Source organism: Methylobacterium sp. Leaf123, from assembly GCF_001423405.1.
In the GTDB taxonomy this organism is placed as follows: Bacteria; Pseudomonadota; Alphaproteobacteria; order Rhizobiales; family Beijerinckiaceae; genus Methylobacterium.
The window spans coordinates 22,976-39,856 of sequence record NZ_LMNS01000004.1; the positions used below are offsets into that span (position 1 = coordinate 22,976).

A 16,881-nucleotide genomic window follows, 5' to 3' on the forward strand; every position below is an offset into this window, starting at 1 on the left:
GCCGTTAGTGTGGCGGGGTTGCCGGCGCGCCCCGTCGGCGAAGACTTCCGGCTGCCGCATCATGCTGTCGAACATCGCCGCCCGCGACGTCGAGACCCTGATCCACCCCTACACCAATCTGTCCACCTTCCGGGAAACGGGCCCGCTGGTGCTGGAGCGAGGCCACGGCGTCTGGGTCTATGACACGGATGGGCGCCCCTATCTCGAAGGCATGGCCGGGCTGTGGTGCACGGCCCTGGGCTACGGCAACGAGGAGCTGGTCGAGGCCGCCGCCGAGCAGATGGGCAGGCTCCCCTTCGCGCATCTGTTCTCGGGCCGCAGCCACGATCCGGCGATCGAGCTGGCCGAGACGCTCAAGGAGCTGATGCCGGTCCCGACCTCGAAGATCTTCTTCACCTCGTCGGGCTCTGAGGCCAACGACGCGCAGGTCAAGCTTCTGTGGTACATGAACAATGCGCTCGGGCGCCCGCGCAAGAAGAAGATCATCGCCCGCAAGAAGGGCTATCACGGCGTCACCGTGGCGACCGCTTCGCTCACCGGTCTGCCCGCCAACCACGCCGACTGGGACCTGCCGATCGACGGCTTCCTCCACGCCGCCTGCCCGCACCATTACCGCGGCGCCGAGGCCGGCGAGACCGAGGAAGCCTATTCGCAGCGTCTCGCGGCGGAACTCGAGGCGCAGATCCTTGCCGAGGATCCCGACACGGTGGCCGCCTTCTTCGCCGAGCCGGTGATGGGGGCGGGCGGGGCCATCGTGCCGCCGGCCGGCTATTTCGCGGCGATTCAGGCCGTACTCGACCGCTACGACGTGCGCCTCGTCGCCGACGAGGTGATCTGCGGCTTCGGCCGGCTTGGGACGTGGTTCGGCAGCGAGGCGCTCGGCATGCGCCCGAACACCCTCTCCTTCGCCAAGGCGCTGACCTCCGGCTACTTGCCCCTCGGCGGCATCAGCATCGACGAGCCGCTCTACCGGGCGATGCTCGAGGAGAGCGTCAAGCTCGGCGGTTTCGGCCACGGCACCACCTATTCCGGGCATCCCGTCGCCTGCGCCGTCGCCAACCGCGCGCTGCACATCTACCGGCGCGACCGCATCGTCGAGCGCGCCGGGGAGCGCGCGCCGCATTTCCAGGCGGCGTTGGCGCGCCTGGCCGACCATCCCCTCGTCGGCGAGGCGCGGGGCATGGGGCTGATCGGCGGCATCGAGATCGTGGCCGACAAGCCCTCCAAGCGGCAGTTCGAGCCGAAGGCGGCAGTGGCGGCGCGCTGTGTCGCCTTCGCGCAGGATGAGGGGCTGATCGTGCGTTTCCTGGCAGGCGACCGCATCGCCGTCTGCCCGCCCCTGGTGATCGAGCCCGACGAGATCGACACCTTGTTCGAGCGCCTGGGCCGCGCCCTGGATCGCACCGCAGCCTGGATCGCGCAGGAGGGCCTGGAGCCCATGCCGGCCCCATGAGCAGCGCATCCAAACGGCGGATCAAGTCGCCGGCTCTTCAGGTGTAAATCCAGGGAGGGCATTGCAAGATGGGCCGCGTTGCAATGCACTATCGCGTGGCCGAAAAGCGACCATAGGCCATGCCCGATTTGTCGCCTTGCGCGAAATTCAGGCTCATCCGCAGCCTTAAGCTTCCGTTCATGTTGTCGGGTCGATCAAAGGGAGGACGGCATCTTCGCGATCTCGCCACGAGCGGAGTGTTGAAGGGTCGTCCTCGCGATGGTCGCGATGCCACTGATCGAGCTGCCGCGGACGCCCACCGGCCGTCCCGACACGCTAACAGGACAGGATCCATGTACGCCCCCAGCCGAACCCCGACCTTCGCGGCCGAGCCGGGCATGGCCCCCTCGGTGACCGTGGCCGGGGATCGGGAGAATTTCCGCCCCGTCGCCCTGCCGGCGCTCGCCGCCGCGGTCCATGTCAGCAGCGCCGCCATGAAAGCGGCCCGCGCCAAGGCCGAGGCCCGGAAGGCCGTCCGCTTCGTCCACGAGGACGAGCCCGTCGATTGAGGCTTGACGCTGCCGCCGCGCCATCGGCACTGGCGGCATGCTCATTCTCCCGACCCGCAGGAAGGTTCTCGGCGGATTCGGCGCCTCGGCGCTGACGCTCGGCTCCGGGGGGGCCTACGCCTTCGTCGTCGAGCCGCGTTTCCGGCTCGCGCTCACCCGCTACGGCCTGACGCCGCCGGGGTGGGATTCCCGCCACCGGCTGCGCATCGCGGTGCTCGCCGACATCCATGTCTGCGAGCCTTACATGCCGCTCGACCGGGTGGCGGAGATCGTGGAGGCGACGAACGCGCTCGCCCCCGACCTGATCCTCCTGCTCGGCGATTACCCGGCCGGCCGGAAGGTGACGTGGCACCGGGTGCCGCTATCCGATTTCGCGCGGCTCGCCGAGGGTCTGCGCGCACCGCTCGGCACCTACGCCGTCCTCGGCAATCACGATTGGTGGGACGACCTTGAGGCGATGCGGGCGGGCAAGGGTCCCGTCGAGATCCGGCGCCTGCTCGAAGCCCGCGGCATCCCGGTTCTGGAGAACGACGCGGTTCGTCTGACGCATGACGGCCAGCCGTTCTGGATCGCCGGGCTCGCGGATCAGGAGCCGTTCCGCCCGCTCGGCAGCCGCCAGAGCCTCGCCGACCTTCCGGCCACGCTGGCACAAGTGACCGATGCGGCGCCAGTGATCCTGATGGCGCACGAGCCCGACATCTTCGTGAAAGTGCCCGCTCGCGTCTCGCTCACGCTCTCAGGCCATACCCATGGCGGCCAGATCCGCGTGCTGGGCTACTCGCCGGTGCTGCCCTCGCGCTACGGCCAGCGCTTCGCCTACGGCCATGTGGTCGAGGACGGGCGCCACCTCATCGTTTCCGGCGGCCTCGGCGTCAGCCAAGTCGGCATCCGCGTCGGGGTGCCGCCGGAAATCGTCCTGATCGAACTCGGCGACGCACCGCCTGCCGCCTGAGGGTGTAGCGCGCCTCTCAGCCCTTCCGACGCGAGGTCGCGCCGACATGCAGGAAGCTGCGCTCGCCGGTCGCCGCTTCCGCGACGTGCTGGATGGTGTCGAGAAGCTGGGCGATCGGGCGCGGCCCGGCATGGGGCGCCAGGGCGTCCGGTGCGACCCGGCGGGCGACGGTGCGCCCGGCTACGAGCTGCGCCTCGCTGAGGACATCGAAAGTACGGCCGACTCGTCGGTTCATCGCTCTCTCCGCTGAGCCCAACCGTGACGCCGGCATGGTAAACGCGGCGTTAACGCTTACAGCACGAGGCGGTAGCGGCAGAAGTCGTCGGCCGCGACAAAGCGCTCATAGAGTCGCCGGGCCTGCGCGTTCCCGGCCCGCGTGTGGCAGTAGAGCCGCGACCAGCCCCGCGCCTTGCCCCGATCGACAAGGTCGGCGATCAGCGCTCGGCCGATCCCACCGCCGCGCGCCTCGGGCGCGACGAACAGATCCTCCAGGTAGCAGATCGGCGCCGTGCTCCACGTCCCGTCGTGCAGGACGTTGACCGTCATGCCGACGAGCGCCCCGTCCCGCTCCGCCAGCCGTGCGAAGACCGACGAGGCCGGATCGAGAATGCGCGCCCAGGTCGCGGCGGTGACCGCGTCGGGCAGCGTCTCGTCGTAGAAGGCGAGGTAGCCCGCCCAGAGCCGGCGCCATCCGGCCTCGTCTTCGGCGGCGGGATCACGGATCGTCATGGCATCCTCCGCGCGGCATCCTCGGCCCAGAGATGGATCGCCGCATAGGCCCGCCAGGGCCGCCAAGCTGCCGCGCGGTCGAGAAGTGCCAGCCGGCTCGGCCGCCCGGCGCCGGTATCGAGGGCGCGCATCAGCCCGACATCCCCCGACGGGAAGGCATCGGCCTGCGCCAGGGCGCGCATAGCGATGTAATGCGCGGTCCAATCCCCGATGCCGGGCAGGGCTTTGAGCCGGGCGACCGTCGCGTCGAGCTCGCCGCCGGGTGCGAACAGATCCGGCGTGGCGAGCATCGCCGCGGCAAGGCCCTGGATCGCCCGGCCGCGGGCACGGGGCATGTTGAGCACGAGCGAGATCTCGGCGTCCACGAGCTGCTCTGGCGTCGGAAACAGGTGGGTGAGGCCGGGCTCGTTCCCGCACGTCTCCCCGTCGAGGGGCGTGCCGAAACCCGCGACGAGGCGGCCGGCGAGACGGGTCGCGGCCGCGACCGAGACCTGCTGGCCCAGGATTGCCCGAACAGCGAGTTCGAACCCATCGAAGGCGCCAGGCATCCGCAGACCCGGCCGATGGGCCACGAGGGCCGCCGTGAACGGATCGCAGCCGAGGCCGGCGGCGATCGCTCGCGGGTCGGCGTCGAGATCGAACATCGCCCGCACCCGCGCGAGGATGTTTTGGTGGTCGTCCTCCGAGCCGAGACCGCAGATCCGAACCGACAGAGCCTCCGCCTCGAGCGTGACGGCGAGGGTGCCGCGGCGCCCATCGAGGGCGAACGTGCGGGCATAGCGGCCGGCCGTGAAGGTTTCGACGCCGGGGCTCGCATGGTCGGCGAAGAAGCGTTCGAGATGCGCCCAATCGTAGGGCGGGCGGCAGGCCAGCGTGAAACGGGCCCCATCCTCTCGGGTCGCAGGCGAAGGGGTGCGCGTCATAGACCGGTGGATGAGCGTGGCAGAACGTCGGCGCCACTGTTGGGCCGGCGTCAGCCCGGCGCAACCGGTTCGGTGCTCTCGAACTCCGCCGTGTCACCCACGAGATCGGTGAGGGACACGGCCAGGCGCCGGGAATCCTTCAGGTGAAGCGTGGAATCGGGCGTGATCCAGAGCGGGTGCAGGGCCGCGTGCCGGCCGGTGAGGCTGCCATGGGCGACCACGAGGCCGTCACGGCGCTCGATGACGACCTTGTAGCGGACCGCGACCGGCTCGATCCCCTGAGCGGACAGGGCACCGCGTCCGCTCAGAACCTGAAGGACTTCGTTCGGCTCGAACATGGGGAGGGGTCAGCAGCCGGGAATGAGAGGCAAAAGGTTTTGCCACTTAATCCCGAACTACGGCACCTGCGTTCCCACGCCAAGATGCTGCGATGACAGTTCCCCGCTTCTCCCAGGCCGCGCCGAGACGGGGCGGTGGGTTGAACGCGGGCGGGCACGCCCCGCCGGGGCGGTGAACCGCTACGGCAGCTCGCGCACGGTGACCCGGCCGCGCTCGACCGAGAGCGCCATGCGCCCGTGCTTGAGCGCCAGGGCCTTGTCGCCGAACAGGGAGCGGCGCCAGCCCTGAAGCACGGCCACATCGGCCGCGTCGTCCTCAGCGAGGGCTTCGAGGTCATCGACGGTGGCGATGATCTTGGGCGCCACGCCCTCGGCCTCGGCCACCGCCTTGAGCAGCACCTTGAGCAGATCGACCAGGGCGCCGCTGCCACCGCCGCGGGAACGGCTGCGCTCGGGCACGGCGATCTGCGACGGATCGCGGGCAAAGCCCCGCTCGACCGCCGCGAGGATCTCGGTGCCGGTGCGCGAGCGCTCGAACCCGGCCGGGATGGTGCGCAGGCGCCCCAGGGCCTCGACACTGCGGGGCCCGGCGGTGGCGATGTCGATCACCGCCTCGTCCTTGAGGATGCGCCCGCGGGGCACGTTGCGGCTCTGGGCCTCCGCCTCGCGCCACGCGGCGACTTCCATCAGGACGGCGATCTCGCGCGGCTTGCGCATCCGCCCCGACAGCCGGCGCCACGCCTGGGCGGGCTCGGCCTGATAGGTCTCCGGCGAGGTCAGGACCGCCATCTCCTCGTCGAGCCAGAGGCCGCGGTCGGTGCTCAGCAGCTCGGCGGCGAGCACCTGATAGATCGTCACGAGATGGGTCACGTCCGACAGGGCGTAGGCGAGCTGCGCCTCGGACAGGGGGCGCCGCGACCAGTCGGTGAAGCGGGAGGATTTGTCGATGCGCGCCTTGGCGACATCGTTGACCAACTGCTCGTAGGAGACCGAGTCGCCGTAGCCGCAGACCATGGCCGCGACCTGCGTGTCGAAGAAGGGCTGCGGCAGAAGCCCGCCGAGCAGCCAGATGATCTCCAGATCCTGCCGGGCCGAGTGGAACACCTTCACGGTGCTTTCATCGGCCATCAACTCGAAGAACGGCTTGAGATCGAGATCTTTCGCCAGCGGATCGACGAGGCAGGCGAATCCGTCGGGCCCGGCCATCTGAATCAGGCAGAGCTTCGGATAATAGGTCGTCTCGCGCATGAACTCCGTATCGACGGTCACGAACGGCTGCGCGGCGAGCTGGGTGCAGGCTTCGGACAGAGCCTGCGTTGCGGAGATCAGTTCCATAGAACCGGCTATACCGAAGGACGTGCGTCACCGCGAGACGACGAGGGGCCTCTTGTCCCCACGCGATTGCGGTTCGCGGCGAAAACTTCGCCGATTCAGGCCGCCCGGCGGGAGATGCGCGGGCTGCGGGCCTTCCGCTGCGCCTCGGCGCGGGCGAGTAACCAGTCGAGGATACCGGTCTCGATCCGTGTGCCCGAGGCGGCCTCGGTGAGCCGTCGGATGCGGTCGGCGCGCAGGCCGCGATAGAGCCCATGCGCCCGGTCGGTGCCGCCGAGCAGGGTGCGGCCGGGCCCGAGCTTCAGCTCGCGCGCGTCGAGGGTGCGGGTCGTCCAGGCACCGCGGGCGTCCTCGTAGACGACCTCGAAGCGGCCTTCGAGCGGCAGCGTGCGCCACGCGCCCTGCACCCCCTCGTCCGAAGCCGGCGCAGGTGTGCGGCGGGTGCGGGAGGAAGGCGCGTTGCTGGGGTGAAAGCGTCGAAATTCCATAGGCTTGATATGGGATTTGCCCTGGTTTTCCACAAGGATATCCACGACCCTCCGGCGCGGTCATGACGCGCTGCGGGATCGAACTTTGCCTTCGAAATCGAATTGTATCCGGGCTAAGGTCACGCTTGATCTGGGCGGGCGGCAAACGGAATCGTGGGAGAGGCCAGGATGAGTGAAAGACGGTTCCGAGCGGCGCGCTGGGCGCTCGCGGGAATGCTGGCCGCAATCGTCAGTGCGTTCCTCCCTCCGGCGCCCGCGCGCGCCCAGACGTTCCAGACGGCGGCGGCGCACGCGATCCTGATCGATGCCGATTCCGGCTCGGTGCTGTTCGAGAAGTCGGCCGACGAGCCCTTCTCCCCGGCGAGCATGGCCAAGCTGATGACGGCGGAAATCGTGTTCCGCTCGATCAAGGAGGGGCGCCTCTCCATGGACACCGAATTCACGGTGACCGAGGACGCGTGGCGCCGCGGCGGGGCCGGGGGCGGCGGCTCCTCGATGTTCGCGCAGGTCAACAGCCGCATCAAGCTCTCCGACCTGCTGCGCGGCCTGATCGTGCAGTCGGGCAACGACGCGGCGATCACCATTGCCGAGAACATGGCGGGCACCGAAGACGCCTTCGCCGGGATGATGAACCAGCGTGCCAAGGAGATCGGGCTGACGCGCTCGACCTTCCGCAACGCGACCGGCTACTCGGCTCCCGACCAGAAGGTGACCGCCCGCGACATGGCGCGGATCGCCCAATACCTGATCGACACCTACCCCGAGTTCTACAAGATCTATTCCGAGCGCGAGTTCACCTGGAACAAGATCAAGCAGCAGAACCGCAACCCGCTCCTGACCCTCGATATCGGTGCCGACGGCCTGAAGACCGGCTATCTCGAAGAATCGGGCTACGCGCTCACCGGCTCGGCCGTGCAGAACGGCCAGCGGCTGATCATGGTGGTCTCGGGCCTGAAGACCGCCCGCGACCGCGCGGCCGAGGCCCGCAAGATGATGGAATGGGGGTTCCGCGCCTTCGAGCCGCGGCAGGTCTTCGCCGCGAACGAGACGGTCGCCGAGGTCTCGGTCTTCGGCGGCGAGAAGGGCTCGGTGCCGGTGGTGGCCAACAAGCCGGTGCGCCTGCTGCTGCCGCGCGGCACCTCGGATCGGGTGACGGCCAAGGTGGTCTATCAGGGGCCGCTCGTCGCACCGGTGGCGCAGGGCCGCGAGGTCGGCCGCCTACGCGTCACCCGCGGCGACACCCTCGCCCTGGAGCAGCCGGTCTATGCCGGGGAGACGGTGGAGGCCGGCACCCTGTCGCAGCGGGCGCTCGATGCGGCGTTGGAAGTCGGCACCGACCTCGTCCGCCGTGCCTTCGAGAAGGCCAAGGGCGGAAACGGCTCCGGCAGCACCTCCACGGCCGGCGCGGCGAGCGGCAACTCCTGAGATCGTCTCCCTGGCTCGGACCTCACCGGTCCGGATGTCAGGGGGCGGTCGCGGGCACGTAGGCGCGGATGCCGAGCGGTAGGTCCGCGCCGGGTCGCTGAAACGAATCGGGGGCAACCCGCTGGCGCGCCTCGTCCCCGGCCGGACGCGGGCCGGCGCTGGCCCGAACGCTCACGGCATCCCACGGACCGGCGATCTCAAACAGCGTCGCCGGCGGCGATGACCCGTCGGCGGAGGCAGTCGCCCGCGACAGGATCTCGGCTCGGGCCTGGAAGCGGCGGTCGGCCAGGGCGACGCGCCCGTTCAGGGACGCGCCGAGGGTGCGGGAGGCGAGCCTTCCCTCGACGATCTCGCCGACGCCATCGGCGAACAGCAGGGTCACGGCGGCATGCTCGAAGGGCGTCCGGCCGTTACGCCGGGCCAACGCCCCCGGCGCCACCGCGCCGCCGCGATGAACCACGTCGGCGAGGTCGAGCCCGGACAGGGCACCGTCCGCGCTTTCCAGAGCGACCCGGCCCGATACAGAACGGGCCAGGGCATCGACATCGTGGCCGGCTCCCTCCAGCGCGAGACTGCCCCGCGTCGCCCCGAGCACCCAGCGAGACTGGCCGAGATCGTCGAGCAGGGCACCGAGATCGAGCCCGTCGAAACTGCCCTGCGCCTTCACGCGGGTGGGGGCCGCCTCGCCCCCGTCGGCGGCGAAGGAAACCCGGCCCTTGACCATACCGCCGCGCACGTTGGCACGGCCGAGCGACGCCTCGATGCCGTCCTCGCGCACGAGAACGCTGGAGGCGAGATCCGTCAGTTGCACCGGCCCGATCCGGGCATTGCCGGCGGAGATCCGCAGATCGAGGTCGCCCCCGGTGAAGGGCCGCAGGTCGAGGGACCGGCTGTGCTTGGCCGCATCGTCGGCCCCGCGATCGAAGCCCGTCAGGCGCAGGAGGCCGGCGAGCAGCGGCGAGAGATTGAGGTTTTCGGCGGCGAGCGTGGCTTGCACCGCGTTGCGTTGCGGGCCGAAGGTGGCCGAGCCGGCCCCTTCGAGCACGTTCCCGTCGCTTCGCACGGTGACACTCGGAAACTGGATCTGGCCGGAGGCCGCCTCGAAGCTGCCCTCCACGGCGAAATCCTCGACGAAGGGCGACAGGGCGAGGCCGCCGCCGGTCAGGGCCAGCGTCTTGTGCAGGGATCGGGTCTGGAGGCTGCCGGTGCCCGAGGCCTTGAGGCCGTCGCGCAGGCTGCCATTGCCTTGTGCGTTCAGTGAACCCGCCGGCCATGTCAGGGCGGCGGTGAACGGGCTCTCGCCGCCGGAGAAGAGCGCGTAGGGCCGCAGTCCCGCCAGCGTGATCCGGGCGCTGCCGTCGCCCCAGCGCAGTCCCCCATTCACCGCGAGACTCTCGCTCCAGGCCGGCCAGGAGATCGTGAGATCGACGTCGCGGGCCGTCTGCAGCGTTCCGTCCCGCGGGTCGCGGCCCTTGAGCGCGCAGCGGGCGAGAATGATCCGCCGGGGCCGGTCATCGTCCTCGCCGGCGATGCTGTGGGTCAGGCGCTCGGCCGCCGCGGACCAGCGGGTATCCCCCGCCTCCTGCGGCAGCAGCAGCTCCGACCCGTCGAGCGTCAGGGAATCGACCTCGACCCGGCCGGTGAGCAGGGCGGCCAGACCGAGCTGAAGCGACAGGTTCCCGCCTGCGGCCAGCACCGGCCCGGCGGCATCGCCCTCGGTCAGGCGGATATCCTCGAACACGATCCGGGGGAGGGGCAGCAGCACGACCTCCGTGCGTCCCCGGGCGGCGAGCGCCACGCCCCATCCCTGCTGCAAGCCGCGGCTGACGAACCGGGCGGCGCCGGGAGCCTCGATCGACCACGGCAGGCAGGCAGATACCAACCCCGCAGCAACAAGTCCGAGTGCGAGGGCGGAAAGGGTGCGGCGCAGCGACATTGCACTCCGTGGGCGGGCGACGCGGATCGGGTTCGGCCGAACCGCGTCGGCGTGGCGAGCCGTGCGATCCGACTCCTTAGCCGGTTCCCGTTCTTCTGTCTCGCGACCGGGGGATGACCGGCCCGCAATGCAGTGGACGGGGCGGGCCGACCCGCGATGAGGGATCGGCCGCGGCCTCGCCCGCCGGGCGAGCGGTTACGGCGCGGGGTTTTTGCATTGCGCGCAAATGCGTCGCCGGTTTGACGGGGCCCGCTTCGCGTTGCACACCCGATCGCCATCGATCGGGAGCGCGGCCGGCCGCCGATTCTCGGACATTGTATCGTGGCCAACGAATCATGGCCCGCCCTGGCGGAAGACGAGGAAGGGACGCTGTCGATGAAGAAGGTCTACCCGGATCCGAAGGCGGCGCTCGCCGGCCTCCTGCGCGACGGCATGACGATCATGGCCGGCGGTTTCGGCCTGTGCGGCATCCCGGACGAGCTGATCGACGCGATCCAGGCCGCGGGCGTGAAGGACCTGACCATCATCTCCAACAATGCCGGCATCGACGGCGTCGGCCTGGGCAAGCTGCTCGACACCCGTCAGGTGAAGAAGATGATCTCGTCCTATGTCGGCGAGAACAAGGAATTTGCCCGCCAGTATCTTGGCGGCGAACTCGAGATCGAGTTCAACCCGCAGGGCACGCTGGCCGAGCGCATCCGCGCCGGCGGCGCCGGCATCCCGGCCTTCTTCACCAAGACCGGCGTCGGCACCAAGGTCGCCGAGGGCAAAGAAGTGCGCGAGTTCGACGGCGAAAGCTACGTGATGGAGCGCGGGCTGTTCGCGGATCTGGCCATCGTCCATGCCTGGAAGGGCGATACCGAGGGCAACCTCGTCTACCGGAAGACCGCGCGTAACTTCAATCCGATGATGGCCACCGCCGCGGAGGTGACGGTCGCGCAGGTCGAGCACCTCGTCGAGCCGGGCGAGATCGACCCCGACCACATCCACACGCCGGGCATTTTCATCAGCCGCATCCTCCACGTGCCGGCGCGCGAGAAGCGCATCGAGCAGCGCACCGTGCGCAAGCGCAAGCAGCCGGACGCGGCGGCGGCCGGCGGCGGCCAGATCTGATTCGACCATCGGCCGAGAGGCTATGAGCGCGACGGCGCGTCGCCGCCCCTGCGGCGGACGGCGCATCGTCGCTCCGAGGATGCGCCAAACGAGGGAACGTCAAGACAATGGCCTGGACCCGTGAGCAGATGGCGGAGCGCGCCGCCCGGGAGCTGGAAGACGGCTTCTACGTGAATCTCGGCATCGGCATTCCGACGCTGGTGTCGAACTACATCCCCGAGGGCATGTCGGTGCAGTTGCAATCCGAGAACGGCATGCTCGGCATGGGGCCGTTCCCCTACGAGGGCGAGGAAGATCCCGACCTCATCAATGCCGGCAAGCAGACGATCACCGCGTTGCCGACCACGAGCTACTTCTCCTCGGCCGACTCGTTCGGAATGATCCGCGGCGGGCATATCGACCTGTCGATCCTCGGCGCGATGCAGGTGGCCCAGAACGGCGACCTCGCCAACTGGATGATCCCCGGCAAGATGGTGAAGGGGATGGGCGGGGCGATGGACCTCGTGGCCGGCGTCAAGAAAGTCGTCGTGGTGATGGAGCACGTCGCCAAGGGCAAGGACGGTTCGGAGTCGCCCAAGCTCCTGAAGGCCTGCGACCTGCCTCTGACCGGCACCGCCGTGGTCGACATGGTCATCACCGATCTGGGCGTCTTCACCATCGACAAGAAGGGCGATGGCGGGATGACCCTGGTCGAACTCGCCGACGGCGTCACCGAGGATGAGATCCGCGCCAAGACCGAAGGGGAATTCACCGTCGCGCTGAACTGAGCGGCAGGGGCTGGCAGGGAAGGCGGCCCGTTTCGGGACGCCTTCCGCGCCCCTCGGACGGGCATGGCTAAGCAGGCATTAATCGGGATCGTCGAAAGCTTCGCATCGACCGGACGGCGCCGTGAGAGCGCGCCGGTCGGGGAGCTTTCCGCGATACGAAGGTACCTGTGTATGCGTAGCGTTCCGGGAACGGACAACGTCATCCCCTTCCGTCGGCCTGCGGCCGCACGGCAGGGCGCCATCAATGCGGCATTCGGAGCGGGCGAGCCTCCCCGCAGCCGGTCGAGGAGCGACCAGCGCAGCCTGATGGATGCGGTCTATGCCACGGGCAGCCTGCGGGTTCCGGCGGGCGACCGCGAGACCAAGCTCATTGCCTCGCGTCTGCAGGTCTACGGCTTCCTGACGATCGAGGAGATGGGCGAGGACGGCGCGCTGCGCCGCCTGCGCCCCTCCGAGGCGATCCGTGCTCGCTCCGAGCGGCCGTGGCGTCTGTCGAAGGCGAGCTACGGCGCGAACCTCGCGGTGACGATCCCCACCGTCGACGACTTCCTGTTCGAGCCGGCCGGCATGCCGGCCTGATTTCACCCTCGCTGGACGCGCGCCACCCGCGCGCGTCCGCGTTGACCGGCCGGGCCGGCACCGCCGACAGCATCATCGTTTCGAAAGCCGGTAGCCACCTTTCCGGATGATGCTCTAGAAGCATGGCCATGCGCGAGCGCCCGCACCGATCCGTGCACGGCCGTGCGATCATCGGGGTGATCGCGCTCTACGCGCTTGTCTTCCAAGCCTTCCTGACGGTTCTCGCGCCCACCCTGCCGCGCTTTGACGGCAGCGTCCTCTGCGCCGAACATCTTGCCCCCTCCGGCACGCCGGCCGACGACGAGCCGTCTTGCGGCCATCACGCCTGCTGCACGCAGGTCCAGGCGGTCCATCTCCTGTCGCCGACGCAGGCCGCCTCCGCCCTCGCGATCTGGCCGCCGCGCGCCGCCCCCGTCCCGTGGCGCGCCGCCGGGACGATTCGCGCCCGTGCACCGCCCGACCAGGGCACCAGTCCCCGAGGTCCGCCCGCCGCCTGAGACGATCGCCCCGATCCCTCAGACGCGGATTTCGAACCCATGCCTCCCACCCTGTCGGGCACCGCCGGCTTCACCGCGGCGGCCCTGCGCGTCTCGCGTGATGCGGTCTATCGTGCCGTCTGGCGCTGGCACTTCTATGCTGGCCTGCTCTGCCTGCCATTCCTGGTCCTGCTCTCGACCACCGGCGCGCTCTACCTGTTCAAGACCGAGATCAACGCGAACGTGTTCGCCCACCGCATGGTGGTCGCGCCCTCGGACCGCCCTCCGCTCGGGCCCGACCGCCTGATCTTCAACGCCATGCAGGCGGTGCCGGACGGCAACCCGCTCTCCTACACCGAGCCCGCCGGTCCGACGGCCTCGGCCCTTGTCACCCTGGCCGAGGGCGGGGCCAAGATCCTCGTCTACCTCGACCCCTACACGGGCGACGTTCTCGATCGGGTCGCCGCGGATCGCGAGTTCTTCGGGATCGTGCGCGGCCTGCACAGCCTCACCCTGTTCGGGACGGCGGCGAACGCCCTCATCGAGATCATCGCCGGGTTCGCGATCATCCTTGTCGTGACCGGCGCCTATCTCTGGTGGCCGCGAGGCCAAGCGCCTGCCGTGAGCCTGCGCGCGACGCCGCGACGCCGGGTCTGGTGGCGCGATCTTCACGCCACCACCGGCTTGTTCGCGGGAGCGGGCCTGCTGTTTCTCGCACTCACCGGCCTGCCCTGGTCGGTCTGGTGGGGGCAGGAGTTGCGGGCGTGGTCGAACCGGGCCGGGCTCGGCCAACCGACCCAGCTCTGGGCCGGCAAGGCCGTCTCCACCGTGCCGATGGGCGCGCGGCTGGACAGCGCCGGCTGGGCGCTCGAAGACGCAAAGATGCCGCGCTCGGCCCCATCCGGCACGCCCACCCTCGGCATCGACCGCGCAGTCGCGACCCTGCGCGACATGGCTCTGCCCGGCGGCTTCGAACTGGCACTGCCGCTGGGCGAGACCGGCGTCTACGCCGCCTCCGCCTATCCCCGCGACGTCACGAGCCAACGCATGGTCTCCCTGGACCGCTATAGCGGGCAGCCGATCCTCGACGTGCGCTTCGTCGATCTCGGCCCCGTGGCGCGGGCGATCCAGTACGGGATCGGCATCCACAAGGGTGAGTTCTGGGGGCGGGCGAACCAGCTCGCCATGCTCGCCTTCTGCCTCGCGACGATCCTGCTCTCGGTCACCGCCGCGGTGATGTGGTGGAAGCGCCGCCCGGCCGGACGCCTGGGCACGCCGCCCTGGCCGCGGGACCGGCGCGTCGTCGCCACCGTCACCGGCCTGATGCTCGGCCTCGGCGCCCTGTTTCCCCTGACCGGCCTCGCAATCCTGGCCCTTCTCGGCCTCGACCTTGCCACCCAAGGCCTGCGCTCCGCCGCGCGCACCTGACGCCTGCCCGTCGCGGGCCCCTGCGGCCCGCCCCGCTCTCTCGTCGCCACGAGCCGCCCCATGCGTTCCCACCCCGCCGCGCGCCGAGCCGCCTGGCTCCTCGCCGCCGCGCCGCTGGCCCTGTCGGGGGCGGCCGCGGCCCAGGCCGTCGGCGAGTCCGTCACCCTGGAGGAACTCGCCGTCACCGGTGAGGGCGCGCCGCAAAACCAAGCGGCGGCCGGGGCCGGTGCGTCGGGCTTCGGCGTCTCAGGCCCGCCGGGCGCGGCCCCCCTCGTCATCGAGCGCCCGACCGGGCAAGTCGTCACCGCCATCGGGCGCGAGGGGACGATCGCCAACCGCCCCGCCACCTCCATCGGCACGGTGCTGCTCGACAGCCCCGGCGTGACCCTGCGCCAGGGCAATGGCGGACGCGACGTGGTGATCTCGATCCGCGGCAACAACGCCCGCGCCACCGGCGTCACCCGCAACATGGTGGTGCTGGAGGACGGCTTCCCCGTCACCCAGCCGGACGGCGCCTCGCGTTTCGATCTGGTCGATCCCCGGGCCTATTCGCACATCGACGTGTTCCGCGGGCCGCAATCGGCCCTGTTCGGCAATTTCGCCACCGGCGGCGCCCTGGCCTTCCGCACCCGCGCCGGCCGCGAAATCAATGGCTACGAGATCGGCGTCGATGCCGGGAGCTTCGGCTACCTCAGCAACTATTTCAGCGTCGGCGGCGTGAGCGGCCCGTTCGAGATCAGCCTGTTCGCGAGCGACGTGCGCGCCAACGGCTATCAGGGCCATTCCTCCTACGACACCCAGACGATCAACCTGCTCGCGAGCTATACGCCAAGCCCCGACAACCGCTTCACCCTCAAGGTCATCAACAACGAGGTCACGACCAACCTTCCCGCCCGGTCCTCGCTCGACCAGTTCCGCATCAACCCGTACCAGCGCGGCTGCGACGCGGCGGCGACGGCTGCCCCCGGATGCACCACCCTCGGCCTCCTAGCGAACGGCGCCTTCGGCCCGCGGGTGCCGGTGACGGCAAGCGAGGGCGCGTTCCGCCGCAACGACCGGCGCACGATCATCGCCGGGCGCTGGGAGCACGATATCGACGCGCAGACCGCGTGGCGGGTGCAGGTCGGCTTCGATGAGCGCAACTACAACCAGCCATTCTACACGACCGCGGGACGCGGCAGCCTACCCTCTTACTTCGTGCAGACCGACCTGACCCGCCGCGGCGCGCTGTTCGGCCTGCCGGCCGTCGGCAGCGTGGCGCTCGCCTACAGCGCGGTCGATATCGGGACATCCGTCTACAACCGTGCGCCCTTTGGCGGCGCCCGCCTCGGCGCCGTGATCGGATTGCAGGAGGCGCTGCAATCGAATCTCGGCGGACGCGCACGGCTCGAACTCGAACTCGCACCGCAATGGACGGCGGTGGCCGGCCTCGGCGCAGAGGAATCAAGCATCGTCGGGCGCAACCGCACCTTCGCGACGACGGCTGCCGGCACCGCATCGAACCTGGCGCAGGCCGACCGCCGCTTCCTCAACGTCGCGCCGGAGTTGGCCCTGGTCTACCGGCCGGATCCCGACTGGGCCCTGCGCGGCCGGGTGGCCACGGGCTACGCGACGCCGTCCTTCTCGAGCATGTTCGTGAACGCGACCGGCCTGCCGGGCAACAACACCGACCTGAAGACGCAGGAGAATCTCGGCTTCGATCTCGGCACCGATGTCATGCCCTTCGAAGGGATGCGGCTCAGCTTCACCGGCTTCTACGAGTTCTTCCGCAACGAGTTCGTCACGCAGTCACCGGGGGCGGGCCTGTTGAACTACACCTTCAACGCGCCGGCTTCCGAGCATCGCGGCATTGAGGTCGGCGCCGATTGGGCCTTCGCTCCGGGCTGGCGCGGAGTGCTGGCCTACACCTTCGACGATCAGGTCTACACCGATTACGTCGAGCAGCTCAGCGCCGCCGCGCTCACCGCCCGCTTCGACCGGGCCGGCAACCGCATTCCCGGCGTGCCGGCGCATCAGCTTCTCGCACGGATCGGCTACGACGTGCCGGCCGGCGCGTTGGCTGGGCTCGGCGGCTTCGCCGAGGTGGTGGCCCAGGACGGCTACTTCATCGACAACGCCAATTTCGTGAAGGTGCCGGGCTTCGCGATCCTGAACCTCAACATCCACTACGCGGCCCTGCTGCCGAACGGCTACGCCCGGCGGATCGACCTGTACGGCGAGCTGCGCAACGTGCTCGATACGACCTATGTCGGCTCGGCCAACCCGCTGGCGAACACGCTCAACGCGGCAACGGGCGCCCAGAATGGCCGCGCTACGCTCGCCGGCACGACGGGCTCGATCTTCGCCGGCCCGCCGCGGACCTTCGTGGCGGGGATGAAGCTGTCGTTCTGACGG

Annotated in this window: 17 protein-coding genes; 10 read left to right on the forward strand and 7 right to left on the reverse strand. The window is 69.9% G+C overall.

The features are described from left to right. The first annotated feature begins 61 nt into the window (after window positions 1–61). From ASF53_RS05225 to ASF53_RS05235, 3 genes are all read left to right on the forward strand, one after another. Window positions 62–1,453 carry an aminotransferase gene (locus ASF53_RS05225; protein ID WP_056194966.1) on the forward strand — a complete coding sequence of 464 codons (1,392 nt, stop codon included), beginning with the start codon at window positions 62–64 and terminating at the stop codon, window positions 1,451–1,453. A 332-nt stretch (window positions 1,454–1,785) separates the two neighbouring features. Then, the gene (locus ASF53_RS05230; protein ID WP_056194971.1) at window positions 1,786–2,001 is read left to right on the forward strand and encodes a hypothetical protein; all 216 of its coding nucleotides are present in this window, start codon (window positions 1,786–1,788) and stop codon (window positions 1,999–2,001) included. A 37-nt stretch (window positions 2,002–2,038) separates the two neighbouring features. Then, the gene (locus ASF53_RS05235) at window positions 2,039–2,953 is read left to right on the forward strand and encodes a metallophosphoesterase (protein ID WP_056194975.1); all 915 of its coding nucleotides are present in this window, start codon (window positions 2,039–2,041) and stop codon (window positions 2,951–2,953) included. Window positions 2,954–2,969: 16 nt separating this feature from the next. Here ASF53_RS05235 and ASF53_RS05240 read toward each other — a convergent pair whose 3' ends face one another. The 6 genes from ASF53_RS05240 to ASF53_RS05265 form a co-directional block, all read right to left on the reverse strand. Then, entirely contained in the window at window positions 2,970–3,188 is a 219-nt protein-coding gene (locus ASF53_RS05240; protein ID WP_056194979.1) for a hypothetical protein, read from the reverse strand. Between the two features lie 56 nt (window positions 3,189–3,244). Beyond that, window positions 3,245–3,682, reverse strand: coding sequence for a GNAT family N-acetyltransferase (locus tag ASF53_RS05245; RefSeq protein WP_056194982.1), 438 nt, complete (start codon window positions 3,680–3,682; stop codon window positions 3,245–3,247). Next, window positions 3,679–4,605: a DNA-3-methyladenine glycosylase family protein gene (locus tag ASF53_RS05250; RefSeq protein WP_056194984.1), complete on the reverse strand. Its 927-nt coding sequence runs from the start codon at window positions 4,603–4,605 to the stop codon at window positions 3,679–3,681. Before ASF53_RS05250 ends, ASF53_RS05245 begins: the two co-directional genes overlap by 4 nt. Window positions 4,606–4,655: 50 nt before the next feature. Then, entirely contained in the window at window positions 4,656–4,943 is a 288-nt protein-coding gene (locus ASF53_RS05255) for a hypothetical protein (protein WP_056194987.1), read from the reverse strand. A gap of 180 nt (window positions 4,944–5,123) precedes the next feature. After that, window positions 5,124–6,278: a ribonuclease D gene (gene rnd / locus ASF53_RS05260; RefSeq protein WP_056194990.1), complete on the reverse strand. Its 1,155-nt coding sequence runs from the start codon at window positions 6,276–6,278 to the stop codon at window positions 5,124–5,126. Between the two features lie 95 nt (window positions 6,279–6,373). Further along, on the reverse strand, window positions 6,374–6,763 hold the full coding sequence (locus ASF53_RS05265) for a hypothetical protein (protein WP_056194995.1): 390 nt from the start codon (window positions 6,761–6,763) through the stop codon (window positions 6,374–6,376). A 168-nt stretch (window positions 6,764–6,931) separates the two neighbouring features. Here ASF53_RS05265 and ASF53_RS05270 point away from each other — a divergent pair, with 168 nt between their 5' ends. Next, the gene (locus ASF53_RS05270) at window positions 6,932–8,188 is read left to right on the forward strand and encodes a D-alanyl-D-alanine carboxypeptidase family protein (RefSeq protein WP_056194998.1); all 1,257 of its coding nucleotides are present in this window, start codon (window positions 6,932–6,934) and stop codon (window positions 8,186–8,188) included. A 37-nt stretch (window positions 8,189–8,225) separates the two neighbouring features. Here the strand turns inward: ASF53_RS05270 and ASF53_RS05275 are convergent, their stop codons facing one another. After that, a complete protein-coding gene (locus ASF53_RS05275) occupies window positions 8,226–10,124 on the reverse strand; it encodes an AsmA family protein (protein WP_056195003.1) in 1,899 nt (632 codons plus the stop codon). A 375-nt stretch (window positions 10,125–10,499) separates the two neighbouring features. Here ASF53_RS05275 and ASF53_RS05280 point away from each other — a divergent pair, with 375 nt between their 5' ends. From ASF53_RS05280 to ASF53_RS05305, 6 genes are all read left to right on the forward strand, one after another. Then, a complete protein-coding gene (locus tag ASF53_RS05280; RefSeq protein ID WP_056195552.1) occupies window positions 10,500–11,237 on the forward strand; it encodes a CoA transferase subunit A in 738 nt (245 codons plus the stop codon). A gap of 107 nt (window positions 11,238–11,344) precedes the next feature. Then, window positions 11,345–12,004 carry a 3-oxoacid CoA-transferase subunit B gene (locus tag ASF53_RS05285; protein ID WP_056195006.1) on the forward strand — a complete coding sequence of 220 codons (660 nt, stop codon included), beginning with the start codon at window positions 11,345–11,347 and terminating at the stop codon, window positions 12,002–12,004. Window positions 12,005–12,175: 171 nt separating this feature from the next. After that, on the forward strand, window positions 12,176–12,583 hold the full coding sequence (locus tag ASF53_RS05290; RefSeq protein ID WP_056195009.1) for a hypothetical protein: 408 nt from the start codon (window positions 12,176–12,178) through the stop codon (window positions 12,581–12,583). 128 nt (window positions 12,584–12,711) lie between these two features. Next, the gene (locus ASF53_RS05295; protein ID WP_056195013.1) at window positions 12,712–13,080 is read left to right on the forward strand and encodes a hypothetical protein; all 369 of its coding nucleotides are present in this window, start codon (window positions 12,712–12,714) and stop codon (window positions 13,078–13,080) included. A gap of 39 nt (window positions 13,081–13,119) precedes the next feature. Then, window positions 13,120–14,487 (forward strand): PepSY-associated TM helix domain-containing protein, encoded by a 1,368-nt coding sequence (locus ASF53_RS05300; RefSeq protein ID WP_056195015.1) that lies wholly within the window; start codon window positions 13,120–13,122, stop codon window positions 14,485–14,487. A 60-nt stretch (window positions 14,488–14,547) separates the two neighbouring features. Further along, on the forward strand, window positions 14,548–16,878 hold the full coding sequence (locus ASF53_RS05305) for a TonB-dependent receptor family protein (protein ID WP_056195017.1): 2,331 nt from the start codon (window positions 14,548–14,550) through the stop codon (window positions 16,876–16,878). Window positions 16,879–16,881 lie beyond the last annotated feature (3 nt).